Source organism: Serratia sp. KG1D (assembly GCF_037150675.1).
In the GTDB taxonomy this organism is placed as follows: domain Bacteria; phylum Pseudomonadota; class Gammaproteobacteria; order Enterobacterales; family Enterobacteriaceae; genus Serratia; species Serratia nematodiphila.
Genome location: NZ_JBAGIH010000001.1, coordinates 1,762,813 through 1,789,295, shown reverse-complemented (window position 1 = coordinate 1,789,295; position 26,483 = coordinate 1,762,813). Strand labels below are relative to the sequence as shown.

Here is a 26,483-nt window from a genome sequence, read left to right as displayed (position 1 = left end):
GAATATTCCCAGAGATGATAACCATAAGGAATACATAAGACGTCATTAGAAAAAAAAGTCAGGAGAGACGTGTGGAGCACAGCGATAACGGACTGTTTATCAAACGGGAGCGTTTTGAAGTTCTGGCGATTCTGCGTGAAATTTGCAAACAACGCACGCCGCTGCGCGTAGAAAATCAGCAGCACCGGTTTCAAAGTCTGTTATTGAGCGTCGGGCCGGACAATATCGTGTTTAGCGGTGAGGAAGCGGAAAACGCCATCGACGGCGCCTGCACCATCGTGATTGAAAGCCACGACGCCAAAATCGAGTTTTCCGTCGGCCAGGCGGAGCTGACCGAACATCAGGGCGTCCAGGCCTGCTCGACCCGGCTGCCGCAGGAGTTGGTCTACATCCAGCGCCGCCGCCAGTTCCGCATCACCACGCCGCACTGGCGCCAATTCTTCTGTACCGGCGAATACCCGGACGGCGCGCCTTATGAGCTGCGTATCCACGATCTCTCCGCCGGCGGCGTCGGTTTGCGCTTCGATGGTCCACTGCCGGATTTCTTCCAGCCGGGTCTGCAGTTCAAGAAAGCGGTGTTGGATCTGGGCAGCTACGGCAGCTTCAAGGTCAATATGGAGCTGGTGGTGGTCAACGAGGATCAGGAAACCGACGATAACGACCAGGTGGTGCACTTCTCGCGCCTGTCGTGCCGTTTCCTCAAGCTGGGGCTGGCGATGGAGCGCAAAATTCAGAGCGCGGTGTTCGCCTTCGAGCTGGATTTCAACAAAAAGAAAAAACGCTGATATTTATCAGGGGCGGGCATGCTGCCCCTGACTCTCCACAGGTCTTACGGTTTTAACGCCCGCAGGCTGCCGATCTCTTCCCAACCGAAATGCGCCGCTTCGGCCAGCACGTCGCACACTTCGCCGCCGGCGGCAACCACGGCCGCGTCGAGCGCGGCGCCCTGCAGCAGATGGCTCACCAGCAGTGCGGTGAACAGATCGCCGGTGCCTTTGACCGCCGATTTGACCTTCGGATGGGTAAAGCACTGCGCTTCCTGCCGGGTGACCAACATTAAACCCACTTCGTCTTCGTGCTGTGCCACGCCCGGCGCGCTGGTGACCAGCACCCATTCGGTGGTGTCGTTCAACAGCGCCTGCGCGGCGCGTTGCGTCTGCTCCCGGCTGCTCAGAGAGCGGTCGCACAGCTGCTCCAGTTCGAAGCCGTTCGGCGTCAGGCCGTTGGCCAGCCGCAGGAACGGTGAACGATAGCAATTGACGATGCGCTCATCCACGTAGATCCCTTCGCCGTAATCGCCCATCACCGGATCGATATAGATCCTTATCTGCGGATTGAGGGCGCGCACCCGCTGCAGCCAGTTGGCCAGAATATGGCACTGCATCACGTCGCCGAGGTAACCGACGATCACCGCCCGGGTGCGTTTCATCACGCCGCGGGCGATCAGATCGTCGAGAAAGCCGCCGAACCACTCGCCGGAGATGACGCCGCCATGCGGCTTGCCGTAATAGGGCGGGCAGCCGAACAGCACGCTGGGCACCTGCAGCGCTTCCAGCCCCTTTTTCAGCAGGGCGCGGTAGGCGATGCCGTTGCCGACGCTGCCGTAAACCACCTGAGATTGAATGCTGATCACGTCGATGGGCGGTGATCGCAAGGGTGAAGCCTGTTGCATGAGTTACATCCTTGGTTCGTTATTATCCAGCCAGCGGGCGAACACCTGCCGCGCGCGCTGTTCCAGCTGTGCGCCGTGGCGCGCCGCCTGTTCTCGAAGGCTCTGGGGCGCGACGCCGGCCAGCTCCAGCTCGCAGGCATGGCCAATCAACCAGCGTTCGATATCGCGGTGATCCGCCTCCAGATGGAACTGCAGACCGAGCGCGAACCCCTGATAGTCGAAAGCCTGATGCGGGCAAATCGCCGTGCTGGCCAGGCAGCGGGCGCCGTCCGGGATCATGAACATATCGCCGTGCCAATGCAGCACCGGCGTATCGGCCAGCGGCGCCAGCACCGAGTCGTCTTGTGCCGCGAGCGTGGTCAGCGGAGCGAAGCCGATCTCTTTGACGCCGAGCGAAATCACGTCGGCGCCCAGCGCCTGGGCGATCACCTGAGCGCCGAGACACACCCCGAGGGTCGGCCGCCGCTGCGCCAGGCGCTGTTTGACCAGCGCCAATTCATGGTCGAGAAAATCATAGCGCTGCTCACCGGAAAAGTGCCGGGCGGCGCTGATCGGCCCGCCGAGCACCACCAACAGATCGGTCTCTTCATTATTGATAGCACGAATATCATCGCGACCGGCATCGTAATAGTCGATCTGATAGCCGCGCAGCGAGAGCAGGGAACCGAGAATACCCAGGTTTTCAAAATTGACGTGTCGAATGGCGACGGCTTTTTTCATTGTTTAACCTCGTGAGCGTGGGTGAACGGCGTCAGCGCCAGCGACTCGCCCAGCACCGTGATGCCCTGCGCGCCGCTCTGGTAGACGATGCGGCGTTCGCTGACCTGGCTGAGCTGCACCTGATAACCCTGCGCGGCCGGGAACAGCGCGCACGCCTGCTCCAGCTGACCGGCTGCCCAGGGGGTGAACATCTCCAGGCGGGCAAAGGCTTTTCCTGCATACTGAATGTCGAGCACGTAATGTTTATCCATGGAACCCCTTACTTTTGGCCGCGGAAGCTGCTAATCTTGTTTGAACTAGTACAAAAGGATTTATGTATGGGTTTATTGTATGCAAAAGGCGGCGGCGCTGTCCAGATTGCCGAGCAGATCGCCGCACGCATCAAAGACGGCGCGCTGCGGCCGGGCGAGCTGTTGCCGCCGGTACGCCAACTGGCGGCGGAGCTGGAGGTCAATCCGAATACCGTCGCCAGCGCTTATGCCCGATTGCGCGATGCCGGCCTGGTGGCGACGCGCGGGCGGGCGGGAACGGTGGTGCTGGAGCCGCCGCTGGCGGCGGTGAGTGCGGCCTATACGCCGCGTCAGGTGCCGGCGGGAATGTGCGATCTGGCCAGCGGCAATCTGGATGCCGCATTGTTGCCGGCATTGGCGCTTGGCGCGGCGGAGGTGTTCCCGCAGCAAAATGGTTATGACATCAGTGGCGATCTGCCGGTATTGACCGGTCTGGGACGCGAGTGGCTCAGCCGCCAGGGCGTCACGCTGGGGGAACCGGCGGTGTTCTCCGGCGCGCTGGACGCGATGGAAAAGGCGCTGCGCTGCCATGTGCAGCCGGGGGCGGCGGTGTGGGTGGAAGATCCCTGCTGGCCGCCGCTATTGACGCTGTTGCGCCATCTGCGTCTACGGCCGCTGCCGCTGGCGGTAGATGAACAGGGCTGTCGGTTGCCGGAAAGCGGGGCCGCCGGCGCGGTGATCCTGACGCCGCGCGCTCACAATCCGACCGGCGCTTCGCTCTCTGCGCAGCGCGCGCAACAGTGGCGGCGTTTTCTGCGCGACAACCCGCAGTGTCTGGCGATCGTCGACGACTTCTGGGGGCCGCTGTCGCAGCAGCCGCTGCATCTGCCGTTCGACGGCGATCGCGGCCTGTACGTGTTGTCGCTGAGCAAGTTTCTCAGCCCGGATCTGCGCATCGCGCTGGCCTGCGGCAACCCGACGTTGCTGCAGGCGATGCGCGCCGATCAGTACATCAGCGAACGCTGGGTCAGCCATATCTTGCAACAGATCGCCGCCAGGCTGTGGAGACAGGCCTTGCAGGAAGGGCAACTGCCGCGGGCGCAACAGGCATATCAGGCCAGAAGGGATGAACTGGTGCAGCGGCTCAATGCATTGAATCACACGGCGCTGGCGGTAGGTGAAGGGTTGCATCTGTGGTTGCCGGTGAGGTCGGAAAGCGCCGCCGCGCAGCTGATGGCGCAGCGGGGGTGGTTGGTGCAGGGCGGTGAACCTTTCCGCCTGAGGGGCGGCCCGGCGCTCCGCATTAGCCTGGCCAACGTGGTGCCGGCACAGCTGGCGCCGCTGGCGCAGGATCTGTCCGAAGCCATGCGGGCCGAGGCGGCGATCAACTAAGCCGGCGTCAGGTTTTCCTCCGCCAGCCGCTGTAGCGAGGCTAACCGGGCGGTCGGTTCGGCGATCGGCGTGTCGATGATGAACTCGTCCACGCCGTACTGCAGCTGCAGCTGCGCCAGTTGCTGATGCACCTGCTGCGCGGTGCCGAGCAGAACATGACTTTCTCGCGGCTCGATGCGGTAGTCGGTGGCGCCGGCCTGTTGCACGAAACTCTCGGCCTGCGCCAGGCTGCCGACGGTCACGCTCTGCTCACCGGCGACGTGCACGCGGTATTGCTGAATCTCCGCCGCCAGCGCCGCCGCCTGCTCCGGGCTCTGCGCCACGATCGCCGCCACCGCCAGCAGCCCCTTGCGGCCGCCGCTGTGTGTGGTGTAGTGCTCCAGCGCTTCTCTAATGTCTTGCGGATTGCCGTTCAGATGCGCGGCGAACACGAAGGCCCAGCCGGATTCAGCCGCCAGCGTCGCGCTTTCTTTACTGGCACCGAGCAGAAAACGCTGCGCGCCCTGCGGCGGCAGCGGCGTGGCGCTCAGGCCCGGTTCGGCGTCGTCGTTCAGGTAAGCGGTCAGCTGCGACAGCTGCTGCGGGAAGGCCGGTTTGTTTTGCCGATCGTGGGCGGCCTGCAGCGCCTGGGTTGCGAGCGGCAGCCCGCCGGGCGCTTTGCCCACCCCGAGATCGACGCGCCCTGGCGCCAGCGCCGCCAGCAGGTTGAAGTTTTCGGCCACCTTGTAGGCGCTGTAGTGCTGCAGCATCACGCCGCCGGAGCCGATGCGAATGCGCGACGTTTGGCCGAGCAGATAACCGATCAGCACTTCCGGCGACGGGCAGGCGAGCTGCGGCGTATTGTGGTGCTCGGCCAGCCAGAAACGCCGATACCCCCAGCGTTCCGCCCGTTGCGCCAGCTGCAGCGTGCGCGCCAGCGCCTGCGCGGCGCTTTCCCCGTCGGCGATCGGACTTTTTTCCAATATGCTCAAGGCATAAGCCATTTTTCCCGCTCCTTTCCTCATCAGATATGCCTGACAAATACCATGCGGGCGGCGCACGGCTTAATACTGATTGGCGATAGGATATTCCATTGATCCAAAACGGATTTGGATATGCGCAGAACGGTAAAGCGCCGCGATGTTACCCCTCGAGCCAGGCCTTCAGACGAATGGCGTCACGGTAGTGGCCGTAGCGCGGCTGCGCGCCGAGCAGGATCATCACCACCGGCTGCCCTTTGATGGTGGTGCGCATCACCAGGCAGTGACCGGCCTCGTCGGTAAAGCCGGTTTTCTGCAGCTGGATCTTCCAGGCGGGGTTGTTGATCAGGCCGTTGGAGCTGCGGTAGACCAACTGGCCGCGGCCGGGGCGCACGATCTGCTGCTTGTCGGTGCTGAAGCGGCGAATCGACTGATAGCGATAGGCGTGATTGACCATCTTCAGCAGATCGTTAGCGGTCGCCACATTGCGCGGCGTCAGCCCGGTCGGATCGTAGAAGCGGGCGCGTTTCATGCCGATGGCGCGCGCTTTCTGATTCATTTTCGCCACGAAGGCCTTGCGCCCGCCGGGATAACTGCGGCTCAGCGCGGCGGCGGCGCGGTTCTCCGAAGACATCAGGGCGATGTGCAGCATGTCGCGGCGGCTGAGCACCGAGCCGATGGTCAGGCGCGAATGGGTTTTTTTCAGCAGATCGCGATCGGCGGCGGTGACTTTGAGCTTGCTGCCCATCGGGCGTTTGCTGTCCAGGGCGACCATGGCGGTCATCAGTTTGGTGAGCGAGGCGATCGGCAGCACGCGGTTCGGCTGCTTCTGATAAAGGGTCTTTCCGGTGCGTTGATTGACGACCAGCACCGATTTGGCATTCAGCACCAGCGGCGGCGTGGCGGCATGCACGGGCGCCAAAACGAACAGCAGGCTGAACAGCAGGGCGGCGCCGAAGCGCCGGACAGGCAGACGGAGAAAAGCGTGAGATAAAAGCATAACGGCGGCAATAGTGACCCTAAGTGATTAAAAAATATCAAAAGAGTCTGCCGGGCAAATGTGAAGGAAATAGGGCGATAATCGCTCAAACTGTTACAACAATCCCTTTTGCCGCAGGGTGAAGCGGGTGGCCTCGTTCAAATCGTAGTCCGCGAGGCGCTCGCGCGGCACCCAGGCGTAGTCATCGAACTCGTCGTTGATCGTCACGTCGCGGTTGGCGGCATGGCAGTCGAAAATCAGGTAAATCATGTAGATTTGCTCCCGGCTGCCGTCGGCGTAAGTTTTGATGCGCACGTCATCGCGGAAAGTCCAGGGCGTGATGTTGTCGAGGATCAGCGCGGCGCCCAACTCTTCGCGCACTTCGCGCCGCAGCGCCTGTTCTATTTGTTCACCCGGCTCGACGCCGCCGCCGGACAGCGCCCACTGGCCGGGAAACACGCCCTTGTGCGCCGCCATTTTGCACAGCAGGAAGGCGTTATCGTTTTCAATTAGCGGGCAGACAATGATGCGTTGGCGCATGGAAAACTCCTGTCAAAATGGAAAGCAACCACTTTAACATGGGGTCTGGCCCCTTAGCGTGAGAGAAATCAAAGCGTTGTATTTGCGCAGAGCTGCGGCAACCGCCTCTCTGCGCTACGGTCAGTAGATTTCCGGCACCACCATGTTGTCCGGCACCGGGTTACGGTGGTACTCCGGGCTGCGTTTGCGCTGCGGCAGCGTGATGACGTTACCTTCGGCTTCCTCATAAGGCACCTGCTGCAGCAGGTGAGTGATGCAGTTCAAGCGGGCCTTTTTCTTGTCGACGCCCTGAACTACCCACCAGGGCGCCTCGGCAATGTTAGTGCGCGCTAACATGATTTCTTTGGCCTCGGTGTAGTCCTCCCAGCGGCGGCGGCTTTCCAGATCCATCGGGCTGAGCTTCCACTGCTTGAGCGGATCGTGAATGCGGCTGAGGAAACGCAGCTCCTGCTCCTCATCGGTGATCGAAAACCAGTATTTGACGATTTGGATGCCGCTGCGCGTCAGCATTTTTTCGAATTCCGGCACGCTGCGGAAAAACTCCTCGTACTCTTCGTCGTTGCAAAAGCCCATCACGCGCTCCACGCCGGCGCGGTTATACCAGCTGCGGTCGAACAGCACCATTTCGCCGGCGGCGGGCAGATGCGCGATATAGCGCTGAAAATACCACTGGGTGCGTTCGCGGTCGTTCGGCGCCGGCAGCGCCGCCACGCGGCAGGTGCGCGGGTTGAGGCGCTGGGTAATGCGTTTGATCACGCCGCCCTTGCCGGCGGCGTCGCGGCCTTCGAAGAGGATCACCAGCCGATGGCCGGTACGCATCACCCAGTCCTGCAGCTTTACCAGTTCGCCCTGCAGGCGCAGCAGTTCGCGGAAGTATTGCTTGCGCCAGGCTTTCTTCGCGTCGCTGTCGACTTCTGCCGCGTTGAAGCGCAGGTCGTCCAGCTCCATTTCCAGCTCTTCGTCGTAGCTGTCGTAAAATTCTTGCAGCAGGCGCTGGTTGAATCCGTCTTCGCGGTTGAATTCATGCATGGTCATCAGATTTTCTCCGTATCAGCCCGGTGTTAGAAATGGTTGAAGATCCAGTACAGCACCGCCGACAGCAGCACTGAGGCCGGCAGCGTCAGCACCCAGGCCATCAGCAGATTGCGCAGGGTGGCCATCTGCAGGCCGGAGCGGTTGGCTGCCATGGTGCCGGCGATGCCGGATGAAAGTACGTGAGTGGTCGAAACCGGCAAGCCGAAGGCGTCGGCCGCGCCGATGGTAGTCATCGCCACCAGTTCGGCGCTGGCGCCCTGGGCGTAGGTCAGGTGCGATTTGCCGATCTTTTCGCCCACCGTCACCACGATGCGGCGCCAGCCGACCATGGTGCCGAGCCCCAGTGCAATCGCCACCACCACTTTCACCCAGAAGGGAATGAAGCGGGTGGCGTTGTCGAGTTCGCCCTTCAGCGCGTCGAGGTTGCGCTGCGTGTCGGGATTGATCTGCAACTGATGCTCTGCCTTCAGGTGCTTGATGGTCTCGGACGCCAGGTACATGTCGTTGCGGGTGTTCGACACCGCCTGTGCCGGGATCTTGTCGACCGAGCCGTACTGGCGAATTTGATCGCCGATCGCGCCGGTCAGTTGCGCCAGCGCCGGCACCACCTCCGGCGTCAGATCGCTGGTGCGCACATAGCCGGTCAGCACCTCGCGCGGCGGCGTTTGGCCGCCGGCCGGGAACTGGCGCAGCAGCTGGCTTTTGGTCACCTCCGCCAGCGCCGCCACCCGGGGGATCTGCTCCGGCGGCATCGAACGGTTCAGGGCGTAGGCGATCGGCATGGTGCCCACCAGGATCAGCATGATAAGGCCCATGCCTTTCTGGCCGTCGTTAGAGCCGTGGGCAAAGGAAACGCCGGTGCAGGTGAGGATCAGCAATCCGCGGATCCACAGCGGCGGCGGGCTATTGTCTTTAGGCGCGCTGTACAGCTGGCGGTTCTTGACAAACAGCTTCAGCGCCAGCAGCAGCAGGCCGGCGAACACGAAGCCGATCACCGGCGACAGCAGCAGCGCATAGCCCACCTTGATCGCCTGGCCCCAGTCCACGCCGCTGGTGCCGGTGCGGCCGTGGATCAGGGCATTGGCCACGCCAACGCCGATAATCGAGCCGATCAGCGTATGCGACGACGAGGCGGGCAGCCCGAGCCACCAGGTGCCGAGGTTCCAGATGATGGCGGAGAACAGCAGGGCGTACACCATGGCGAAGCCGTTGCCGGTGCCGGCCTGCAGGATCAGCTCGACCGGCAGCAGCGAAATGATGCCGAAGGCCACCACGCCGCTGGAGAGCAACACGCCGAGAAAGTTGAAGAAACCGGACCACACCACGGCGACCATCGGCGACAGCGAGTGGGTGTAAATCACCGTCGCGACCGCATTGGCGGTGTCGTGGAAGCCGTTGACGAATTCAAAGCCCAGCGCGATCAGCAGCGCCAGCCCCAATAATAAAAACGGAATGTAACTGGTATAGACGGCGCCGGTGTCGCTGACGTCGTTAAATAAGTTCACCCCGGCGAACGCGATCCCCAGAATTAATAAAAACACAAAAAAAAGAACAGTGAGTCGACTGTTCTTTTGATGCAGCTTGGGCAGGCTGGATGCGGCCGGCACACCCGTTTGAACGGCGCTGTTATCGCTCATAATGACCTTCCTGAGAGGATTGAATGCGGTAGCTGTCGCCTGAAAAGTATTCTGAATGAATGTGGCTTTTTTATGACGAAAATATTAATCATCGGGAACGGCGAAAATCATTAACGCCGATAAATAAAGATTGTTATAACAGCGGAGACGATCTTGGGTTAACGGCAACAGGCAGGATAAGGCGTTATGGTGCAACGGTTAGCGGAAAAGATGCACAAGCTTGATTTCGATGATGAAGTGACCGGGCTGATCTACGGCCATGTGTTTCGTTCCGGTGAGCCGCCGGCGCGCCTGAACTCGCAGCAGGTCTGTCAGGCCTACCAGGCTTTGCCGTCCGGCGACGGCTTTGTCTGGCTGCACCTCAATCTCAACCACGCGGCGGCGGAGAAGTGGCTGAAAAACCATTTCGCCATTTCCGATTTTTTCTTCCACGAAATTCGGCACGGTTCCCACACCACGCGCATCGAGCGCCAGGGCGACGATCTGTTCGCGGTGCTCAACGACGTGATTTTCCACCCTGAGGACAGCAACCCGGAAACGGCGACGCTGTGGCTCTATTGCTGCCGTAGGCTGGTGGTCACCGTGCGTCACAAACCGGTGCGATTGATTGAACGGCTGCTTGGCCGCCTGACGGCGCTGGAGCTGGCGTCGTCTACCGAGCTGCTGGCGCACCTGCTGGAAGAGCAGGAGGACGTGTTGGAACAGGTGGTGCGGCAGGCTAACCAGTATGTCGATACCATCGAGGATCGCCTGCTGACCCGCCGCGTCAAACGCAACCGCGCCGAGCTGGGGCGCATGCGCCGCATGCTATTGCGCTTTCAGCGCCTGTTGGCGCCGGAACCGGCCGCGCTGTTTCGCCTGTTGAACCGGCCGCCGGCCTGGCTGAGCCGCGAGGTGGTGCAGGATCTGCGGCAGTTTACCGAAGAGTTCACCGTGGTGTTGAACGATCTCGCCAGCCTGACCGAACGCATCCGGCTGCTGCAGGAAGAACTGGGCGCCAAGCTGATGGAGCAGAATAACCGCACGCTCTACACCCTGACGGTGATCACCGTGCTGGCGTTGCCGATCAACATCGTCGCCGGTTTCTTCGGCATGAACGTCGGAGGGATACCGCTGGCCAGCAATCACCACGGTTTTATCCTGCTGGTGTTGCTGGTCGGCAGTTTTACGCTGATCGCCGGTTATCTGGCGTTCAGGCGCAGGGACGAGTCGTAATTACAGGCGGGCGCGGTACTCTTCTTCCAGCCGGGCATGGGTGCTCCAGAACGGCTGCGGCGCCCGATCGTGCAGACGATCCAGCAGGATATCCAGATGGGTGTGCCAGCCGCCGGCGACGCTGAGCATCTCGTCGCGGTTGGCCAGGCGCCGGTGGGTGACCGTCAGCAGCACCGCGTTTCCCTGTTCCGTCAGCTCGAAGGTCACCTCGGAAGGGCGGCCCTGATCTTGTTCGGCCCAGGTAAAGCTCAGCAGGCGCGGCGGGAACAGGCAGGTGATGTGGCCGCGGTTGCTGACGCAGCCGCCGTGCTGTTTGTACTTGGCCGGCGGTGGCTCGTGCTCGCCCGCCAGATCGGAGTTGCGAAACTCCAGCTCCAGCGGCGCGCCGTTTTCCAACTTCATGGCGCCGGCCGCCAGCCAGGTGGCGCGCTTGTCGGATTCGGTCAGGTAAGCCCACACCCGCTCGATGGGGCCGGGCAGCAGCCGCTGGATGCGCAGCGTGCCGGGTTCGATAATCATGCCGTAATCATTCATGGTTCACTCCTTGGGAGGAAGCTGTTCGGGCTGCAGCAGCGCCTGTTCGAGCGCATCCAGCCGTTCAGTCCAGAAATGTTCATAGGTTTGCAGCCAGTGCATGGCCTGCGCCATAGGCTCGGGTTCGAGCCGGCAGATATGGTTTCTTCCTTGCACGGTGCGTTGCACCAGGCCCGCATGTTCCAGTGCTTTCACGTGCTTGGAGGCGCCGGCGAACGACATCTGCAGCGGCGCGGCCAGTTCGCCGATGCTGCGCTCACCGCCGGCCAGCGCGCGTAACATCGAGCGGCGGGTCGGGTCGGCCAGCGCATGAAAAATGGCGTCCAGCTGTGAGGAAGATAATTCAACCATATGGTTGAATATAGAACAGGCGGGCTAATATTCAACCGTTTTGTTGAATATTTTTTTGCCCCGGCGAGAAACCGGGGCAAGGATCAGGCGCCGGCGTGCGCCAGCAGGGCGTTCAGCAATACGTCGGCGCCGGCCGCGGCCCAGGCAGGGGTGATATCTTCCCGCTCGTTGTGGCTGATGCCGTCCACGCAGGGAATGAAAATCATGGCGGTCGGAGCGATGCGGTTAAGGTAACAGGCATCGTGGCCGGCGCCGGAAATCATGTCGCGATGGCGATAGCCCAACGCTTGCGCGGCATGACGTACGCTGTCGATGCAGCCCCGATCGAAAGCGACCGGGGGATACTGGAAGATGCGCTCGGCGCGCGCGGTCAGGCTGCCGTCGTTGACGGCGTTCACCGCCGCCAGCAGGCGCTGCTCCATCTGCTCCAGAATTGACTCCTCTGGATGGCGGAATTCGACGCTGAAAAAGACGCGTCCCGGCACCACATTGCGTGAGTTGGGGGTAATTTGCGCCATGCCCACCGTGGCGCGCGCGTCGGGCGCGAAATCCCAGCCGATGCGATTGACCGCCGTAACCAGCGCCGCAAAGCCCAGCAGGGCGTCGCGGCGGCGGTCCATCGGCGTGGTGCCGGCATGGGCGCTGAAGCCGACGACCTCCAGTTCATACCAGCGCTGCCCTTGTGCGGCGGTCACCACGCCGATGTCGAGATGCTCCGCTTCCAGAATCGGCCCCTGTTCGATGTGCAACTCGAAGGCGGCATGGATCGGCATGCCGCCCACCGGGTGCTCGCCGGCGTAGCCGATGCGTTCCAGCGCGTCGCCGAGGCTGACGCCGTGCTCGTCGCGGCGCGTCAGGCCGTATTCCAGGTCGAATACCCCGGCGAACACGCCGGAGGCGATCATCGCCGGCGCGAAGCGTGCGCCTTCTTCGTTGGTCCAGTTGATCACTTCAATCGCGCGTTCGGTGACGATCTGCCGATCGTTGAGGCTGCGAATAACCTCCAATCCGGCCAGCACGCCGTAGATGCCGTCGAAACGGCCGCCGCGGGGCTGCGAGTCGCCGTGAGAACCGGTGACGACCGGCGCCAGCTCGGGCCGCGTGCCTTCACGGCGCAGGAACATGTTGCCCATTCGATCGACGCGCACGCTGCAACCGGCCTCCAGCGCCCACCGGCGCAGCTGGTCGCGCGCCTGACGATCCTCTTCGCTGAGCGCCAGGCGGGTGACGCCGTTGTCAGCGATGGCGCCGAACTGCGCCATCGTCTGCAGGCTTTGCCACAGGCGCTCGCCGTTGACCCGATACGTCATTGCTTTTCTCCCGGCGTTTTGGCGGTGTAACGGAAATCGCAGCAGGGGGCGCCGGACATGATGGTCTGGCTGCGCTGCAGTTCAACGTCAGGCGCATAGCCGACGATAAACTGGCTGTCGCGAGCGCAGGAGAGCAGGTGGCCGATCTCCCCAAGCCCCATCTCGTGATACATCTCGGCGTAGCGGCAGCGGGTGACGTTATAGTCGAAGTGCTGTTCGTCCTGATTGATCACCTCGACGCGCAGCGCATCGTCTTTTTCCCACAGGTACTGCAAGGCGGCGAAGCTGCGCAGATCCGCGCCGTTCGGTTCCTGAGCGGCGAACTGTTTGCCCGCCGCGATGGCGGCATTCTCGATGGCCTCGCCGATCACCGCCTGGGCGCGCGCCTTGCCGATTTCACGCACCAGGATCTGGTAGATCGGTTTGATGATCTCCGCCTCGATTTTTCTGCGGGCCAAAATGCCCAACTCGTTGTTTGCACAGCTCATCGCCTTGCTCCTCTTGATTTATTGTGGTTTGGCGCCGCCCAACACGGTTTGCGGCTGCCATTTGCCGTCAACCACCCGATACAGGGTGAAGCTCGGCTGTTGCAGGTTGCCCTGCGCATCGAAGGCGATGGCGCCGGTCACGCCCTGGTAATGTATGGCGCGCAGTTTCGGCAGATAATCGGCCGGGTTGGCCGAGCCGGCCTGTTCGATGGCGGCGATCAGCACTCGGGTGGCGTCGTAGGCGAAGGGCGCATGCAGTTCGATGTGGGTGTGGTAACGATCGCGGTAGGCTTGCTCAAACGCCTTGCCGCCCGGCATCTGTTCCAGCGGCAGCCCCGGCTCCAACGCAACGACGCCTTCACCTTCCTGCTGCGCCAGCGTCAGGAAGGTTTGGCTGACAAAGCCGCCGGCGCCCATCAGCTGCGCGTTCATGCCCAACTGTTTCAGTTTGCGCGCCAGCGGCGCCGCCTGGGAATCTACGCCGCCGAAGAAGATCAGATCGGCGTTTTTGCTGCGCACGGTGGTCAGCACGGCGCTGAAATCGACGGTCTTGTCATCCACATACTCGCGGGCGACCGGCTGCACGCCCTGGGCCTGCAGCGATTTGATGAATTCGTCCGCCAGCCCCTGGCCGAAAGCGGTGCGATCGTCGATCACTGCGATGCGCTTGGCTTTCAGCGTTTTCACCGCATATTGCCCGGCGTAGTTGCCGCCGTCGTCGTCGTGGCCCATCACGCGAAAGCTGGTGTCAAAACCTTGTTGCGTATAGCCGTGACCGGTGGCGACCGGCGCCACCTGGGCGATGCCGGCGTCGTGATAGATGCGCGCCGCCGGGATGCTGGTGCCGGTGTTCCAGTGGCCGACCACGCCAGCGACGCCTTCGTCGACCAAACGCTGCGCCACGGCCACGGCGGTGCGCGGATCGGACTGGTCGTCCTCGGACACCAGTTTGAAGGTGACCGGTTTGCCGTTCAGCGTCGGTTTCTGCGCGTTAGCGTCGGCGATCGCCAGTTGCGCGCCGTTTTCGAGATCTTTGCCGATGCGCGCGGAAGGGCCGGTCAGCGGCCCGGCCAGGCCGATCAGCACGGTGTCGGCCGCCAGCGCCGGGAGGCTAAGAATCATTGTCATGGCAGCCAGCGCCAACGGTTTGATGCGAATGTTCTGTTGCATGTCATACTCCTGGTGCGGTTAAAAGAAACAACGGTTATTCACCCAAATAGATCTGTTTGATTTTTTCATCGTCCAGCATGTCGGCGGAACGGCCGCTGTGGCTCAGGCTGCCGCTGTCCAACACGTAGGCGCGATCGGTGGACTCCAGCGCCAGGCGGGCGTTCTGCTCGACCAATAGTAGCGTGACGCCGTCACGGGCTAACTGCTTGATGACCGTGAAAATGGCTTCCACCACAATCGGCGCCAGCCCCATCGAGGGTTCGTCCAATATCAGCAACCGCGGGCGGCTGAGCAGCGCGCGGCCCATCGCCACCATCTGCTGTTCACCGCCCGAAAGTAGCCCGGCCGGTTGGTGCAGGCGCTCGCTCAGCCGCGGGAAGGTGGCGCACACCCGTTCGAAATCTTGCCGCACCGCCGATTTGTCGCGCCGCGCATAGGCGCCGAGCTGCAGGTTCTCCCGCACCGTCAAACGGGTGAAAATGCCGCGTCCCTCCGGCACCATCACCAGCCCCCGTTGCAGCAACCGGTGCGGCGGCACGCCGCGAATCGAGCAACCGTCGAACAGGATGTCACCTTCGAACGGCTGCAGGCCGGTCAGCGCTCGCAGGCTGGAGCTCTTGCCCGCGCCATTGGCGCCGATCAGCGTCACCTGTTCGCCGGCGTTGACCATAAAATCTATGCCTTTGACCGCATGAATGCCGCCATAAGACACTTTGAGTCTTTTAACGCTCAGCAGGGCTTCAGACATGCGCGCCGCCTCCCAGATAGGCCTGAATGACCGCAGGTTCGCGCCGCACCTGCGCCGGCTCGCCTTCGGCGATCGCTTTGCCGTAATCCAGCACCGTCAGCCGATCGCACAGGCCCATCACCAGTTTGACGTCGTGTTCGATCAGCAGCAGCGTTTTGCCGCTGTCGCGGATGCGCAGCAGCAGCTCGCGCAACGCCACTTTTTCTCCGGCGTTCATGCCGGCCGCCGGTTCGTCCAGCGCCAGCAGCCGGGGCTCGGTCGCCAGCGCGCGGGCAATCTCCAGACGGCGTTGGTGGCCATAGGCGAGATCGCCGGCGCGGTAATGGGCGAATTGGCTGATGCCGACGTACTCCAGCAGCGCATGAGATTTATCGCGCACCGCCTGTTCCTCCTCTTTAGCGCGCCCGTGGCGAGCGATCGCCGCCCACAGGCCGTTGCGGGTGCGCACATGGCAGCCGACCATCACGTTTTCCAGCACGCTCATTTCGTTGAACAACCGCAGGTTCTGGAAGGTGCGGGCGATGCCGGCCTGCACCACTTTGTCGATCGCCTGTGGTTTATAGCGCTGGCCCAACAGGCTGAACTCGCCCTCGTCGGCGCGATACAGGCCGGTGATCAGGTTGAAGCAGGTGGTTTTGCCGGCGCCGTTCGGCCCGATCAGGCCGTAGATTTCCCCCTGGCGGATGCTCATGCTGACGTCATCCACCGCCGTCAGGCCGCCGAAACGTTTGCTGACGTGATTTAAAGCGAGCAGCGGCGTCATGCGGCATTCCTCCCGGCATGGCGAGCCGGCCATAGGCCCGCCGGGCGATACAGCATCACCAGGATCAGCGCCAGGCCGTAGAACAGTTGGCGGATAATTTCCGGGTCGATCAGCACCTGGCCGAACAGCGCCTGCTGCAGCGGCCCCATGCTGCTGCGCAGCAGCTCCGGCAGGGCGGCCAGCAGCAGCGCGCCCAGGATCACGCCGGGGATGTGCCCCATGCCGCCGAGCACCACCATCGCCAGTACGGCGATCGATTCCTGCAGGGTGAAGGATTCCGGCGACACGAAGCCTTGAAACGCGGCGAACAGCGCGCCGGCCACGCCGCCGAAGGTGGCGCCGATGGCGAAGGCCAGCAGCTTGAAGTTGCGGGTGTTGATGCCCATCGCCCGCGCGGCGTCCTCGTCTTCGCGGATTGCCGTCCATGCGCGGCCAACGCGCGAATTCTGCAGCCGCAGGCTGATAAACAGGATTGCCAGAAGCAGCGCGGCGAACAGGTAGTAATACAGGTACAGGCCGGAAAAACGCACGCCGAACCACTCATGCATGCCGGAAAACTTCAGGCCGAACAGGCTGACCGGATCGACGCCGGAAATGCCTTTGGGGCCGTTGGTGAGGTTGACCGGGCGATCCAGGTTGCGCATCAGAATGCGCACGATCTCGCCGAAGCCCAGCGTGACGATCGCCAGATAATCGCCGCGCAGCCGCAGCGTCGGCGCGCCGAGCAGGATGCCGCACGCCGCCGCCAGCAGCGCCGCCAGCGGGAGCAGCCACAGCATCGACAGATGCAGTCCGTCGGGGAACCACTGCAGCAGCAGCGGGAACTGCTGCGTCAGATGCGGTGACGACAGCAGCGCGGCCAGATAGGCGCCAACGGCGTAAAAAGCGATAAAGCCCATGTCCAGCAATCCGGTCATGCCCACCACGATGTTCAGTCCGAGCGCCAGCATCAGGTACAGCAAGGCGAAGTCGACAACGCGCACCCAATAGTTGCCGCCGGCGGCGCCCGCCACCCAGGGCGCCAGCAGCAGGGCGAGAATGAACAACGTCAGCCCCAACCCGGCGCGACGCGGCCTGGCCAGAGGAGCGGGGGGAGTCAAAACGGTCATGGTGATGTCCTTATGCGCGTGTGGCGATGCGTTCGCCCAACAGCCCGGAGGGGCGGAAAACCAGCACGGCGATCAGCACCAGAAACGCGAACACGTCCTGGTAGTTGCTGCCGAACACGCCGCCGGTCAGCTCGCCGAGATAGCCGGTGCCCAGCGATTCGAACAGCCCCAGCAGCAAACCGCCAAGCATCGCGCCGCGCAGGTTGCCGATGCCGCCGAGCACGGCGGCGGTAAACGCCTTGATGCCGGGCAGAAAGCCCATCGAGAAACCGGCATTGCCGTAGTTGCTGGCCATCATGATGCCGGCCACCGCCGCCAGCGCGCCGCCGAGCGCGAAGGTCAGAACGATGATGCGGTCAGGACTGATGCCCATCAGGCCGGCGACCTGCGGGTTTTCCGCCGTGGCGCGCATGGCGCGGCCGAAACGGCTGTGTTCGACCAGCAGCCAGAGGCCGGCCATCACCGCTACGGCCACCGCCAGCGTGACGATCGCCGTGCCGGTGATCACCGCCGGCGCATGCTCGGCGCTGCCTGCGGTCAGGGCGATGGGCGTCATCGGCAACAGCTGCGGAAACATCAGGGGATTGCGTGACCAGATCAGCATCGCCAGGGTTTGCAACAGCAGCGAGACGCCGATGCCGCTGATCAGCGGGGCCAGGCGCGGTGCATTACGCAACCGGCGATAGGCCAGACGCTCGATCGCCATCGAGGTGATGGCGCAGACCGCCATGGCGAACAGGGCCGCCAGCAGCAGCGTGGCGTAGGGCGATAACGCGGGAAAGTGGTGTTGCAACACGCTTATCGCCGACAGCGCGCTCAGCGCCCCGACCATCAGCACGTCGCCGTGCGCGAAGTTGATGATGCGCAGGATGCCGTACACCATGGTGTAGCCGAGCGCGATCAGCGCATAAATGCTGCCGAGCATCAAACCGTTGACGGTTTGCTGTACCAGCGTATCCATAAGGAGAGTCCGGAGATAATGAGTCAGAGGCTCACAGTAGAGAATTTAAAAAAATTGTAAAATACGGAAAAATACTTTCTTATACAAAAAACGAGTGATTTTAATGCATTGATTTTTATGTATATTGAATCCATTCCTTCAGTGTCGATTTCCCAAGAACAGTCAATATATGAAAAAAACAGAACAGTACGATGAGCCATTGCCGATGTTGCCAAACGATCCGCCTCTGCGCGCCGTGCGGGCGTTCGAAGCCATCGCGCGCCTGGGTGGCATCAGCGCGGCGGCTAACGAACTGATGATTTCGCCTTCGGCGGTCAGTCATCAACTCAAAACGCTGGAGGCATTTTTGCAGATGCCGTTGACTGAACGGCAGGGGCGCAACCTGGTGCTGCGCAGCGAGGGGCGGGAGTACTACCGCTCGATTCGCTCGGCGTTCAACGTGCTGCGGCAGGCGACCGAACACGTGCGTGAACAATCCGCGTCGCGGCAGGTGACCATCAGTCTGATCCCGCTGTTCGGCATGGGCTGGTTCATTCCGCGGCTGCGCGGCTTTCTGCGCGAAAACCCGGATATCGACATCAATGTGGTCTACGCCAACCACCGCAATTACCTGAGCGACGCCGCCGATCTGTCGATCCGCTTCGGGATCGGGCAGTGGACCGGCTATCGCAGCGAGAAGCTGATGTCCGGAAAAATGGTGCCGGTGTGCAGCCGGGCATTCAGTAAACTGCACGGTCTGCTCGATACGCCGGATCAGCTGGCGACGCTGCCGCTGCTGCACGACGAGGAGCGCAATACCTGGATGCAATGGTTTCAGCAGGCCGGCGTCAAGCGCCCGCTGCGCAGTATCGGCCCGATGTTCGAGGATGGATTGTTGACGTTGGCGGCGGTGCAGGCGGGGTTAGGGTGCGCGTTGATGCGTGAACCGTTAATCGCCCACTACCTTGAGAGCGGTGAGTTGATCAAAATGTTCGATCTGCCGATCGACGACGGCCGCGATTATTACCTGTGCGCTCGGCTGGACAGTGAACTGTCGCAGGAAGGCGAAAATCTGCGGCAGTGGCTGCGCCGTGAGGCGGCGGAAAGCCGAGGGGATTAAGCGCCGTTTGGCCATGGCGGCGCGGAACCTTCGAACCGCCCAGCCTGGCGCGGCGATTTGCGCGGCTTGATAGCCGGCAAGAAAAGAAATGTCACAACTGCGGCGCCTATCACACCGTGCAGATTGCATTTCATTCCTGGCCGCCATAACCTGACAAGAAACGGATTGTTACTGACGCGATCAGGCAAAACCTAACTTCTCTCCCGGCATCGAACATGGCCGGATGGGCGGTTAGGTTTTTTTTTGCAAAAGGAGAAGGGAATGAAACTTGTCGTCGCTAATGACTACCAGGAAATGAGTGAGCTGGCCGCCAGCCTGTTGTTGAGTTACATGCTGCGCCCGCAGCGCGTCAATCTGGCCATCACCGCCGGCTCGACGCCTAAACGGATGTATGAGTTGTTGGCTCCGCGCGTCAAGGGCCACGCGGAATTCGCCAACGTGCATTACTATAATTTCGATGAAATTCCTTACGCCGGCCGATCGGGCTATGGCGTCACCATGGAGAATCTGTACCATATGTTCTTCGGCCCGGCGGCGATCCCCGAGCGGCAACTGCACGTCTTGAATTCGGACAACTACCTCCAGCACGATCGGCGTATCGCCGAGGATGGCGGGCTGGATGCAATCGTGATGGGCGTCGGAGCGGACGGGCATTTCTGCGGCAATCTGCCGGGCACCACTGCCTTCGAAGACCGCACTTGTCGGGTGCCGGTTTCCGCCAGGCCGGATATGGCGGACATTTTGCTCAAAGAGGTGGGCGGCCGCACTGAATGGCTGCCCGATCATTACGTCACCCTGGGGCCTGCGAGCGTGATGGCCGCCAAAAAGCTGGTGCTGATCGTCAACGGTTCGCACAAAGCGGACATTTTGCGGCGCATTGTCACCGGCTCTGTCGACGCCGCAGTGCCCGCCAGCATTTTGATGTTGCATCCGGACCTGTTGATTATCGCCGATCGGGAGGCCGCGGCGCTGCTGTCTTAAGCGTTCATCCGGCGCATCTCGCCTCAGAACCAACGGTCATAACCTGCAACCAAAGCGTCTTTCCCTGTGGCACAGAATCAGGCTAGAGTGCGTTTTTTCATGCAGCTGGGGATGACGATGCTGTTCGATTTAAACCGGCAGGCAGCCGAACTGCCCGAGGCCTGGCGTTCCGCCGTGCTGGGCCGCGTCGGTGCGGCCAATATCAAAGTGCTGCGTATGGATGCGCGCAGCATTGCGGATGAAGTGCATGATTACAGTGAAGGGTTGCTGGTGATCAGCGGCCACCTGCGGCTGCAGGTGGCGGGGGAAACGATGGTAGTGCGGGCCGGGCAGCTGTATCAGGCCGCGGCCGGCGTACCGCACCGCGTGTTGCCGGGCAGCGAAGGCACGCTGGTGATTGTCGATCTGCCGGAGGATTAAGCGTCGCCCAGTACCGTCAGCGCCACCTTTACCGCATCCAATAGTCGCGTTTCAGTGACGCCGTCACGCGCCTGAATCGACAGCCCGTGCAGGAAGACGGCGAAGTAGTCCCCCAGGCTGTCAGCGTCGGTGTCGGCGGGCAATTCGCCGGTTTGCACCGCCTGCCGCAGCCGTTCGACGATCTGCTGCGTACGCTGCAACCGATGCTCTGCCAGCCAGGTTTTGAGCCCATCGTTTTCCGCACTGACGCTGGCGGCGGCGGAGACCACCATGCAGCCCTGCGGCAGATCCGGCCGACTGTAGAGGCGCACGGCATCTTCCAGCATACGTTGGATCGCCGGGCGAATGCCGCTTTCCTGTGCGAAGGCGCGATCGGCGAAGCCGCCTTCCTCGGCTTCGTAACTGGCGATCGCCTCGCGGAACAGCTGCTCTTTGGAGCCGAACGCCTTGTAGATGCGCGCGGAAGCAATGCCCAATTCCGCCACCAGATCCGACATCGAGGTGCCTTCGTAACCTTGCCGCCAGAATAAGTTTCGCGCCTTCAAGAGCGCCTGTTCGCGATCGAACTCTCGCGGTCTGCCTGCCATTCGCTGCTCCAATTTACCTGCCATTCAGCGACATAGGATCGCTTAAATCGGTGGGAATACCAATGCCTTTATAAATTTCGCTTGCGGTCGCCGCGCTTTGCTCCTATTGTTTGTCAATCGACAACCAATAGGAGTTTACGATGAAAACCCTCAAAGGTCCAAGCCTGCATCTCGCGCAGTTCAGCGATGAAACAGCGCCGTTCAACAGCCTGCCCGCCATTGCCGAGTGGGCGGCGCAGACCGGTTTTAGCGCGTTGCAGATCCCGGCCTGGGATCGGCGTTTATTCGACGTGGCCACCGCTGCGCAAAGCCAAACCTACTGCGACGATCTGACCGGCATGTTGGCGGAGCATGGGTTGGTTGTCAGCGAACTGACCAGCCATATTTTCGGTCAACTGATGGCGGTGCACCCGGCTTACGATGCGCTGTGCGACAGCTTCGCGCCGCCGGCGCTGCACGGTAATCCGCAGGCGCGCGGCGAGTGGGCGCGGCAGCAAATGCAGCTGGCGGTAAAAGCCTCGGCGCGGCTCGGGCTCAGCGAGCTGGGCACCTTTTCCGGTTCACTGGCCTGGCCCTATCTGTTCCCGTTCCCGCAGCGCCCGGAAGGATTGATCGACGCCGCGTTCAACGAGCTGGCCAAACGCTGGCTGCCGGTGCTCAACGCCTGCGACGAGCAGGGCATCAACCTGTGCTACGAAATTCACCCGAGTGAAGATCTGCATGACGGCGTGACCTACGAGATGTTTCTTGAGCGCGTCGGCCACCACCCGCGTTGCCGGGTGCTGTTCGATCCGAGCCATATGGTGCTGCAGCAGCTCAACTATCTGGAGTTTATCGATATTTATAAAGAGGTTATCGGCATGTTCCACGTTAAGGACGCCGAGTTCAACCCGACCGGGCGCCAGGGCATTTACGGCGGTTATCAGTCATGGATCGATCGCGCCGGCCGCTTCCGCTCGCTGGGCGACGGCCAGGTCGATTTCAACGGCATTTTTTCCCGTTTGACGCAGTATGGCTATCAGGGCTGGGCGACGCTGGAGTGGGAATGCTGCCTGAAAAATCCGCAGGACGGCGCGCGCGAGGGCGCGGCCTTCATTCGCGATCGCATTATCCGTGTCACCGACAAAGTGTTCGACGATTTCGCCGGCGCACCGGTTAACCCACAGCAGATCAATGCCTTGCTCGGCATTCGCTGAGCCAGTCCATCACAGGGAGTCACCCCATGAAACAACAAGAGAACGAGATCCTGTTGCAGGATCTCGGGGCGGAACACGTCTATACCCAGGTCAATGGCCAACGTATCCACTGCGTGATAGCCGGTGAAGGGCGGCCGGTGTTGCTGATCCCCGGCTGGCCGCAAACCTGGTACACCTGGCGCCATGTGATGCGCGCCCTGGCGGCGGCCGGTTTTCAGGCGATCGCCGTCGATCCGCCGGGCATCGGCGACTCTGACAAGCCCGTCGGCGGTTACGACACCGGCAGCATCGGTGCGGCGTTGCACGCGATGATGGCGCAACTGGGCCACGAACGTTACCAACTGGTCGGCCACGACATCGGCATGTGGGTCGGTTACGCCATGGCGAGCGATTTCCCGCAGGCGGTGGAACGCCTGGTGCTGACGGAGGCGGTGATCCCCGGTCTGGCGCCGCCGCCGCCGATCTTCGTCGCGCCGGAGGAGAACATCTTCCTGTGGCATTTCATGTTCAACCAGTTGGCGGATTTGCCGGAGACCCTGACCCAGGGGCGCGAGCGGGAGTATCTTGGCTATATCTTCAACCGCTGGTCCTATCGGCGCGACCGGGTGGCGGCTGAGGTCTATATCACCGCCTATTCGGCGCCGGGCGGCCTGCGCGCCGGATTCGACTATTACCGGGCGATCCCGGAGACCGTTCGCCAGAACCGAGTGCGCGCCGCCACGCCATTGACGATGCCGGTGCTGACCGTGGGGGCGGAACACGCCACCGGCGACGCGCCGCTGACGACGCTGCAGGGCAATGCGCTCGATCTGCGGGGCGAAACGGTCGCCGGCTGCGGCCATTTCATCACCGAGGAGTGTCATGAGGCGTTTATCGCACTGATTACGCCGTTCCTGGCGGGAGAACAGCATGCCGCTTGATGAACGCATCGCCGCCTTTTTGACGGCATCGGCCGATGTGCCGCCACCCGTGTCGCTGGCGGAAATGCGCGCGGCCACGGAAACCGGTTTGCGCTTGCTGCAGGGCGAAGCGGCACCGAGCGGCGGCGTCAGGGACTATACGGTGGTCGCCACCGATGGGCACCGGATTGCGCTGCGCGCCTATCTACCGGCGGGGGAAAGGCGCGCTGTTGCACAACCGGCGATGCTGTTCGCCCACGGCGGCGGCTGGTGCCTCGGTTCGCTGTCGCTGTATGACCAGCCCTGCCAGGCGCTGGCTAACGCCACCGGCCGGGTGATCCTGTCGGTCGACTATCGTCTGGCGCCAGAGTATCCGTTTCCGCAGCCGCTGGAAGATGTCTATCAGGCGCTCTGTTGGGCTGCGCAACAGGCGCCGCAGTTAGGGATTGACGCTGACCGTCTGGCGGTGGGGGGCGACAGCGCCGGGGGCAATCTGGCGGCGGCGGTCGCGCTGCTGGCGCGGGATCGCGGCGGCCCGCATATCGAGCGCCAGCTGCTGCTGTACCCGGCGCTCAGCCGCGAAATGGCGACGAGGAGCTATCGCGAGTTTGCCGAGGGGCACTTTCTGACGCGCGACGCGATGGTATTTTGTTGGCAGCAGTATCTGGCTCAGCGGCGCGAACCCTACGGCGAACCGCTGCACGCCGCCACGCTGCGCGGGTTACCGCCGGCCACCATTCTGAGCTGCGAATATGATCCGCTGCGCGATGAGGCCGAGGAGTATGCGCAGCGGCTGCGCGAGGCGGGCGTGTCGGTACGCTGTGAACGGTTGCCGGGCATGGTGCATGCCTGCATACACATGCTGGGGCTGACCCCGGCGGCGCGCCGGCTGTTCGAGCTGGCCGGCGAGTAAAAAAAAGCCCCGCATTGCGGGGCGTTTGGCTATTCATCAGACACGTGATTAACGGCCGGCGACGGTGACGAAGCGGGTTTCCAGGTAGGATTCGATCGCTTCGCTGCCGCCTTCGGTGCCGTGACCGGAGTCTTTCACGCCGCCAAATGGCGTTTCCGGCAGGCCAAAACCGATGTGGTTGATGCTCAGCATGCCGCTCTCCACGTCGCGCCCCAGCGCATTGACGGTGGCGATGTTGCGGCTGTAGGCGTAGGCGGCCAGCCCGTACGGCAGGCGGTTGGCTTCGGCGATCGCCTCGTCGTAGGTGGCGAACGGGCGCAGCAGGGCGACCGGGCCAAACGGCTCTTCCGACATGGCGCGCGCGCTCAGCGGCACGTCGCGCAGCACCGTCGGCTCGAAGAAGTTGCCTTTGCCCGCCACGCGTTTGCCGCCGGTGCTGGCCTTCGCTCCGTGGGCGATAGCGTCCTGCACCAGCGCCTCGATATTGTCGACGCTGCGGCCCAGCACCATCGGGCCCATCGTCACGCCGTCTTCCAGCCCGTTGCCGAGCTTGAGCTCACGCACCGCGGCGGTGAATTTCTCCACGAAGGCCTCGTAAACGCCTTGCTGGATCAGGAAGCGGGTCGGGGCGATACAGACCTGGCCGGCGTTGCGGAACTTCGACTGCGCCAGCTCTTTGGCCGCCGCGTCGAGATCGGCGTCGTCAAAGATCAGCACCGGCGCGTGGCCGCCCAGCTCCATGGTGGCCTTTTTCATATGCTGGCCAGCCAGCGCCGCCAGATGTTTGCCCACGCGGGTGGAGCCGGTGAAGGAGATCTTGCGAATGGTCGGATGCGGGATCAGGTATTCCGAGATTTCCGCCGGGGTGCCGTACACCAGCGCGATCACCCCGGCAGGAATGCCGGCGTCGGCGAAGGCTTTGATCAGTTCTGCCGGTGAGGCCGGCGTTTCTTCCGGGCCTTTGACGATGATGGAACAGCCCGCCGCTAGCGCGGCGGACAGCTTGCGCACGATCTGGTTAATCGGGAAGTTCCACGGTGTGAAGGCGGCCACCGGGCCGACCGGCAGTTTCAGGGTTTGCTGCTGCACGTCGCGAGCGCGGGACGGAATGATCTGCCCGTAGGTGCGGGTGGCTTCGCCGGCGAACCAGTCGATAACATCGGCGGCGTTGAGAATTTCAATCTTGGCCTGCGCCACCGGCTTGCCCTGTTCCTGCGTCATGATGGCGGCGATGGCGTCGGCGCGTTCGCGCAGCAGCGCAGCGGCTTTGCGCATCAGGTTGGCGCGCTGGTGTGCGGCGGTGTTGCGCCAGAGGTTAAATCCGCGTTCGGTGGCGGCCAGCGCCAGATCGAGATCCTCTGTGGCGGCGTGCGCCACCTGACCGATGATCTCGTCGGTAGCGGGGTTGGAGACCGGCAGGGTTTTCCCGGCCAGCGCGTTGCGCCATTGTCCATCGATATACAGTTGAGTATCCGGATACATTGTTGCCTCTTGTTTGCGGAGTGTCAGGGGCCGATGAGCTTCGCGATGCGGCCCGTCTGAAAGGGACAGGGACCTTAACCCTACGCCGAATGGCGGCGATCGTCCAGGCGAGGGGCACGAAAGGACCAGGGCGGCTACTCAATCGGCGATGTTTTGGCTATGCTGAGCAGATTGTCAGCACGGATGAGGAGGTCGGGTGCAAGGGGTTCCACAACAGTTTCCGTTCGAGAAGGATTGCGCGCAGTTCCGGCATTTGTCGCATCTGCCCGGCGTCGAACTCTATCAGGCGCACATTGAGCGCTATGCCTTCGAGCCGCATACCCACGACGCCTTCGCCATCGGCACCGTGGACACCGGGGCGGAGCGTTTTCGCTATCGCGGGGCGCAGCACCTGGCGGCGCCGGGCGCGCTGGTGCTGATGAATCCTGACGAGCTGCATACCGGCGAAGCCGAAACGCCGGGCGGCTGGTGTTATCGCATGCTCTATCTGGCGCCCGAGGCGCTGGAGCAGCTGTCCGGCGATCGGAGCCAGTGGTTTACCGAGGCGGTACGCCACGATCCGCGGGCGGCACAGCGCCTGTCCGCCATTCTCGCCATGCTGTGGCAAACCGAGGATCCGCTTACGCTCGACGGCCTGCTGCTGGAGGCCGTCGAGTTGCTGCACCCGCATATCCGCACCGGGCAGCGAGAGAAAGCCGAGGCGGCGCACCGTTTCGAGGTGGTGAAAAGCTACCTGCACGATAATTACGCCGAGGCCGTAACCCTCCACCAACTGGCCGATCTGGTCTCGCTCAGCCCGTACCATTTCCAGCGCAGGTTCAAGGCTGAATATCACGTCTCGCCGCAGCAGATGCTGATGGCGATCCGGCTGTCGCAGGCTAAACGCATGCTGGAGCGCGGCATGCCCGCCGCACAGGTGGCGGCGGCGGCGGGGTTGACCGATCAGGCGCACCTGACGCGCGCGTTCGCTAACCGTTACGGCGTCACGCCGGTGCGTTTCCAGAAACAGGTTAAATTGGGCTAAAACAGCAACCTGCTACAATAATTCCTCCCCGCGTTTTCGCTACTCTGCCGCTGTCTTGTCGGGCGGGTT

At 62.6% G+C, this 26,483-nt stretch carries 29 protein-coding genes; 10 read left to right on the top strand and 19 right to left on the bottom strand.

All coding sequences use genetic code 11. The features are described from left to right. The first annotated feature begins 71 nt into the window (after positions 1-71). On the top strand, positions 72-785 hold the full coding sequence (locus WFM45_RS08715; protein ID WP_085336855.1) for a flagellar brake protein: 714 nt from the start codon (positions 72-74) through the stop codon (positions 783-785). A 44-nt stretch (positions 786-829) separates the two neighbouring features. On the opposite strand, the gene WFM45_RS08710 is transcribed toward WFM45_RS08715, so the two are convergent. The 3 genes from WFM45_RS08710 to WFM45_RS08700 are packed head-to-tail and all read right to left on the bottom strand — an operon-like array spanning position 830 to position 2,643. Further along, positions 830-1,672, bottom strand: a complete 843-nt coding sequence (locus WFM45_RS08710) for a PfkB family carbohydrate kinase (protein ID WP_336955196.1) — start codon at positions 1,670-1,672, stop codon at positions 830-832. Positions 1,673-1,675: 3 nt separating this feature from the next. After that, entirely contained in the window at positions 1,676-2,392 is a 717-nt protein-coding gene (locus WFM45_RS08705; RefSeq protein ID WP_033632958.1) for a glutamine amidotransferase, read from the bottom strand. Next, positions 2,389-2,643 (bottom strand): hypothetical protein, encoded by a 255-nt coding sequence (locus WFM45_RS08700; RefSeq protein ID WP_213929014.1) that lies wholly within the window; start codon positions 2,641-2,643, stop codon positions 2,389-2,391. The genes WFM45_RS08705 and WFM45_RS08700 overlap by 4 nt, the downstream gene beginning before the upstream one ends. 66 nt (positions 2,644-2,709) lie before the next feature. Here WFM45_RS08700 and WFM45_RS08695 point away from each other — a divergent pair, with 66 nt between their 5' ends. After that, positions 2,710-4,014 (top strand): aminotransferase class I/II-fold pyridoxal phosphate-dependent enzyme, encoded by a 1,305-nt coding sequence (locus tag WFM45_RS08695; protein WP_085336857.1) that lies wholly within the window; start codon positions 2,710-2,712, stop codon positions 4,012-4,014. On the opposite strand, the gene WFM45_RS08690 is transcribed toward WFM45_RS08695, so the two are convergent. The 5 genes from WFM45_RS08690 to WFM45_RS08670 all read right to left on the bottom strand — a co-directional run bounded on the left by WFM45_RS08690 (position 4,011) and on the right by WFM45_RS08670 (position 9,164). Beyond that, positions 4,011-4,997 carry an MsnO8 family LLM class oxidoreductase gene (locus WFM45_RS08690; RefSeq protein WP_336955192.1) on the bottom strand — a complete coding sequence of 329 codons (987 nt, stop codon included), beginning with the start codon at positions 4,995-4,997 and terminating at the stop codon, positions 4,011-4,013. The genes WFM45_RS08695 and WFM45_RS08690 overlap by 4 nt on opposite strands. A gap of 139 nt (positions 4,998-5,136) precedes the next feature. Further along, on the bottom strand, positions 5,137-5,973 hold the full coding sequence (gene pbpG / locus WFM45_RS08685; RefSeq protein WP_033632961.1) for a D-alanyl-D-alanine endopeptidase: 837 nt from the start codon (positions 5,971-5,973) through the stop codon (positions 5,137-5,139). 93 nt (positions 5,974-6,066) lie between these two features. Then, positions 6,067-6,492: a nucleoside triphosphatase NudI gene (gene nudI / locus WFM45_RS08680; protein WP_004938207.1), complete on the bottom strand. Its 426-nt coding sequence runs from the start codon at positions 6,490-6,492 to the stop codon at positions 6,067-6,069. A 120-nt stretch (positions 6,493-6,612) separates the two neighbouring features. After that, positions 6,613-7,527, bottom strand: coding sequence for a polyphosphate kinase 2 (gene ppk2, locus WFM45_RS08675; RefSeq protein WP_103085312.1), 915 nt, complete (start codon positions 7,525-7,527; stop codon positions 6,613-6,615). Positions 7,528-7,553: 26 nt separating this feature from the next. After that, complete coding sequence (locus tag WFM45_RS08670) at positions 7,554-9,164, bottom strand: inorganic phosphate transporter (protein ID WP_336955187.1); 1,611 nt, start codon at positions 9,162-9,164, stop codon at positions 7,554-7,556. Positions 9,165-9,350: 186 nt separating this feature from the next. Here WFM45_RS08670 and WFM45_RS08665 point away from each other — a divergent pair, with 186 nt between their 5' ends. After that, on the top strand, positions 9,351-10,379 hold the full coding sequence (locus WFM45_RS08665) for a transporter (protein WP_336955185.1): 1,029 nt from the start codon (positions 9,351-9,353) through the stop codon (positions 10,377-10,379). Here WFM45_RS08665 and WFM45_RS08660 read toward each other — a convergent pair whose 3' ends face one another. The 9 genes from WFM45_RS08660 to WFM45_RS08620 all read right to left on the bottom strand — a co-directional run bounded on the left by WFM45_RS08660 (position 10,380) and on the right by WFM45_RS08620 (position 17,813). Beyond that, positions 10,380-10,913 carry an SRPBCC family protein gene (locus tag WFM45_RS08660; RefSeq protein ID WP_015377962.1) on the bottom strand — a complete coding sequence of 178 codons (534 nt, stop codon included), beginning with the start codon at positions 10,911-10,913 and terminating at the stop codon, positions 10,380-10,382. 3 nt (positions 10,914-10,916) lie between these two features. Next, positions 10,917-11,264: an ArsR/SmtB family transcription factor gene (locus WFM45_RS08655; protein ID WP_004938187.1), complete on the bottom strand. Its 348-nt coding sequence runs from the start codon at positions 11,262-11,264 to the stop codon at positions 10,917-10,919. An 83-nt stretch (positions 11,265-11,347) separates the two neighbouring features. Next, on the bottom strand, positions 11,348-12,574 hold the full coding sequence (locus WFM45_RS08650) for a Zn-dependent hydrolase (protein WP_250602316.1): 1,227 nt from the start codon (positions 12,572-12,574) through the stop codon (positions 11,348-11,350). Then, a complete protein-coding gene (locus WFM45_RS08645; RefSeq protein ID WP_044031168.1) occupies positions 12,571-13,062 on the bottom strand; it encodes an L-2-amino-thiazoline-4-carboxylic acid hydrolase in 492 nt (163 codons plus the stop codon). The genes WFM45_RS08650 and WFM45_RS08645 overlap by 4 nt, the downstream gene beginning before the upstream one ends. Positions 13,063-13,080: 18 nt before the next feature. Continuing rightward, positions 13,081-14,190 carry a branched-chain amino acid ABC transporter substrate-binding protein gene (locus WFM45_RS08640; RefSeq protein WP_254901113.1) on the bottom strand — a complete coding sequence of 370 codons (1,110 nt, stop codon included), beginning with the start codon at positions 14,188-14,190 and terminating at the stop codon, positions 13,081-13,083. Between the two features lie 76 nt (positions 14,191-14,266). Next, the gene (locus WFM45_RS08635) at positions 14,267-14,980 is read right to left on the bottom strand and encodes an ABC transporter ATP-binding protein (RefSeq protein ID WP_033632968.1); all 714 of its coding nucleotides are present in this window, start codon (positions 14,978-14,980) and stop codon (positions 14,267-14,269) included. Next, positions 14,973-15,743 carry an ABC transporter ATP-binding protein gene (locus tag WFM45_RS08630; protein WP_048323648.1) on the bottom strand — a complete coding sequence of 257 codons (771 nt, stop codon included), beginning with the start codon at positions 15,741-15,743 and terminating at the stop codon, positions 14,973-14,975. The genes WFM45_RS08635 and WFM45_RS08630 overlap by 8 nt, the downstream gene beginning before the upstream one ends. Continuing rightward, the gene (locus tag WFM45_RS08625; RefSeq protein WP_033632970.1) at positions 15,740-16,852 is read right to left on the bottom strand and encodes an ABC transporter permease subunit; all 1,113 of its coding nucleotides are present in this window, start codon (positions 16,850-16,852) and stop codon (positions 15,740-15,742) included. The genes WFM45_RS08630 and WFM45_RS08625 overlap by 4 nt, the downstream gene beginning before the upstream one ends. Positions 16,853-16,862: 10 nt before the next feature. Next, complete coding sequence (locus tag WFM45_RS08620; RefSeq protein WP_021503755.1) at positions 16,863-17,813, bottom strand: branched-chain amino acid ABC transporter permease; 951 nt, start codon at positions 17,811-17,813, stop codon at positions 16,863-16,865. 169 nt (positions 17,814-17,982) lie between these two features. Here WFM45_RS08620 and WFM45_RS08615 point away from each other — a divergent pair, with 169 nt between their 5' ends. The 3 genes from WFM45_RS08615 (at position 17,983) to WFM45_RS08605 (ending at position 20,313) form a co-directional block, all read left to right on the top strand. Next, positions 17,983-18,912, top strand: coding sequence for a LysR substrate-binding domain-containing protein (locus WFM45_RS08615; RefSeq protein WP_033632971.1), 930 nt, complete (start codon positions 17,983-17,985; stop codon positions 18,910-18,912). A 261-nt stretch (positions 18,913-19,173) separates the two neighbouring features. Beyond that, positions 19,174-19,893 (top strand): glucosamine-6-phosphate deaminase, encoded by a 720-nt coding sequence (locus WFM45_RS08610; RefSeq protein WP_033632972.1) that lies wholly within the window; start codon positions 19,174-19,176, stop codon positions 19,891-19,893. Between the two features lie 117 nt (positions 19,894-20,010). Continuing rightward, positions 20,011-20,313, top strand: a complete 303-nt coding sequence (locus WFM45_RS08605; protein ID WP_033633644.1) for a cupin domain-containing protein — start codon at positions 20,011-20,013, stop codon at positions 20,311-20,313. Here the strand turns inward: WFM45_RS08605 and WFM45_RS08600 are convergent. Continuing rightward, on the bottom strand, positions 20,310-20,900 hold the full coding sequence (locus WFM45_RS08600; protein WP_016927626.1) for a TetR/AcrR family transcriptional regulator: 591 nt from the start codon (positions 20,898-20,900) through the stop codon (positions 20,310-20,312). The two genes, WFM45_RS08605 and WFM45_RS08600, sit on opposite strands and share 4 nt — an antisense overlap. Positions 20,901-21,040: 140 nt before the next feature. On the opposite strand from WFM45_RS08600, the gene WFM45_RS08595 reads away from it, so the two are divergent. Genes WFM45_RS08595 through WFM45_RS08585 form a run of 3 tightly spaced genes read left to right on the top strand, consistent with a single transcriptional unit; the run spans position 21,041 to position 23,908 of the window. After that, complete coding sequence (locus tag WFM45_RS08595; protein ID WP_336955178.1) at positions 21,041-22,096, top strand: sugar phosphate isomerase/epimerase family protein; 1,056 nt, start codon at positions 21,041-21,043, stop codon at positions 22,094-22,096. 26 nt (positions 22,097-22,122) lie between these two features. Further along, complete coding sequence (locus WFM45_RS08590; RefSeq protein ID WP_336955176.1) at positions 22,123-23,016, top strand: alpha/beta fold hydrolase; 894 nt, start codon at positions 22,123-22,125, stop codon at positions 23,014-23,016. Further along, entirely contained in the window at positions 23,006-23,908 is a 903-nt protein-coding gene (locus tag WFM45_RS08585; RefSeq protein ID WP_166445141.1) for an alpha/beta hydrolase, read from the top strand. The genes WFM45_RS08590 and WFM45_RS08585 overlap by 11 nt, the downstream gene beginning before the upstream one ends. Positions 23,909-23,956: 48 nt before the next feature. Here WFM45_RS08585 and WFM45_RS08580 read toward each other — a convergent pair whose 3' ends face one another. Continuing rightward, entirely contained in the window at positions 23,957-25,390 is a 1,434-nt protein-coding gene (locus tag WFM45_RS08580; protein ID WP_336955172.1) for an NAD-dependent succinate-semialdehyde dehydrogenase, read from the bottom strand. Between the two features lie 196 nt (positions 25,391-25,586). Between WFM45_RS08580 and WFM45_RS08575 the strand changes: the two genes are divergently transcribed. Continuing rightward, positions 25,587-26,414 (top strand): AraC family transcriptional regulator, encoded by an 828-nt coding sequence (locus WFM45_RS08575; protein ID WP_099981910.1) that lies wholly within the window; start codon positions 25,587-25,589, stop codon positions 26,412-26,414. The last annotated feature ends 69 nt before the right edge of the window (positions 26,415-26,483 follow it).

Excerpts from the sequence above, each read along its gene's own strand:
- WFM45_RS08710 (WP_336955196.1), bottom strand. The coding sequence starts at position 1,672 with ATGCAACAGGCTTCACCCTTGCGATCACCGCCCATCGACGTGATCAGC.
- WFM45_RS08705 (WP_033632958.1), bottom strand. The coding sequence starts at position 2,392 with ATGAAAAAAGCCGTCGCCATTCGACACGTCAATTTTGAAAACCTGGGT.
- WFM45_RS08700 (WP_213929014.1), bottom strand. The coding sequence starts at position 2,643 with ATGGATAAACATTACGTGCTCGACATTCAGTATGCAGGAAAAGCCTTT.
- WFM45_RS08695 (WP_085336857.1), top strand. The coding sequence starts at position 2,710 with ATGGGTTTATTGTATGCAAAAGGCGGCGGCGCTGTCCAGATTGCCGAG.
- WFM45_RS08690 (WP_336955192.1), bottom strand. The coding sequence starts at position 4,997 with ATGGCTTATGCCTTGAGCATATTGGAAAAAAGTCCGATCGCCGACGGG.
- pbpG (WP_033632961.1), bottom strand. The coding sequence starts at position 5,973 with ATGCTTTTATCTCACGCTTTTCTCCGTCTGCCTGTCCGGCGCTTCGGC.
- nudI (WP_004938207.1), bottom strand. The coding sequence starts at position 6,492 with ATGCGCCAACGCATCATTGTCTGCCCGCTAATTGAAAACGATAACGCC.
- ppk2 (WP_103085312.1), bottom strand. The coding sequence starts at position 7,527 with ATGACCATGCATGAATTCAACCGCGAAGACGGATTCAACCAGCGCCTG.
- WFM45_RS08670 (WP_336955187.1), bottom strand. The coding sequence starts at position 9,164 with ATGAGCGATAACAGCGCCGTTCAAACGGGTGTGCCGGCCGCATCCAGC.
- WFM45_RS08665 (WP_336955185.1), top strand. The coding sequence starts at position 9,351 with ATGGTGCAACGGTTAGCGGAAAAGATGCACAAGCTTGATTTCGATGAT.
- WFM45_RS08660 (WP_015377962.1), bottom strand. The coding sequence starts at position 10,913 with ATGAATGATTACGGCATGATTATCGAACCCGGCACGCTGCGCATCCAG.
- WFM45_RS08655 (WP_004938187.1), bottom strand. The coding sequence starts at position 11,264 with ATGGTTGAATTATCTTCCTCACAGCTGGACGCCATTTTTCATGCGCTG.
- WFM45_RS08650 (WP_250602316.1), bottom strand. The coding sequence starts at position 12,574 with ATGACGTATCGGGTCAACGGCGAGCGCCTGTGGCAAAGCCTGCAGACG.
- WFM45_RS08645 (WP_044031168.1), bottom strand. The coding sequence starts at position 13,062 with ATGAGCTGTGCAAACAACGAGTTGGGCATTTTGGCCCGCAGAAAAATC.
- WFM45_RS08640 (WP_254901113.1), bottom strand. The coding sequence starts at position 14,190 with ATGACAATGATTCTTAGCCTCCCGGCGCTGGCGGCCGACACCGTGCTG.
- WFM45_RS08635 (WP_033632968.1), bottom strand. The coding sequence starts at position 14,980 with ATGTCTGAAGCCCTGCTGAGCGTTAAAAGACTCAAAGTGTCTTATGGC.
- WFM45_RS08630 (WP_048323648.1), bottom strand. The coding sequence starts at position 15,743 with ATGACGCCGCTGCTCGCTTTAAATCACGTCAGCAAACGTTTCGGCGGC.
- WFM45_RS08625 (WP_033632970.1), bottom strand. The coding sequence starts at position 16,852 with ATGACCGTTTTGACTCCCCCCGCTCCTCTGGCCAGGCCGCGTCGCGCC.
- WFM45_RS08620 (WP_021503755.1), bottom strand. The coding sequence starts at position 17,813 with ATGGATACGCTGGTACAGCAAACCGTCAACGGTTTGATGCTCGGCAGC.
- WFM45_RS08615 (WP_033632971.1), top strand. The coding sequence starts at position 17,983 with ATGAAAAAAACAGAACAGTACGATGAGCCATTGCCGATGTTGCCAAAC.
- WFM45_RS08610 (WP_033632972.1), top strand. The coding sequence starts at position 19,174 with ATGAAACTTGTCGTCGCTAATGACTACCAGGAAATGAGTGAGCTGGCC.
- WFM45_RS08605 (WP_033633644.1), top strand. The coding sequence starts at position 20,011 with ATGCTGTTCGATTTAAACCGGCAGGCAGCCGAACTGCCCGAGGCCTGG.
- WFM45_RS08600 (WP_016927626.1), bottom strand. The coding sequence starts at position 20,900 with ATGGCAGGCAGACCGCGAGAGTTCGATCGCGAACAGGCGCTCTTGAAG.
- WFM45_RS08595 (WP_336955178.1), top strand. The coding sequence starts at position 21,041 with ATGAAAACCCTCAAAGGTCCAAGCCTGCATCTCGCGCAGTTCAGCGAT.
- WFM45_RS08590 (WP_336955176.1), top strand. The coding sequence starts at position 22,123 with ATGAAACAACAAGAGAACGAGATCCTGTTGCAGGATCTCGGGGCGGAA.
- WFM45_RS08585 (WP_166445141.1), top strand. The coding sequence starts at position 23,006 with ATGCCGCTTGATGAACGCATCGCCGCCTTTTTGACGGCATCGGCCGAT.
- WFM45_RS08580 (WP_336955172.1), bottom strand. The coding sequence starts at position 25,390 with ATGTATCCGGATACTCAACTGTATATCGATGGACAATGGCGCAACGCG.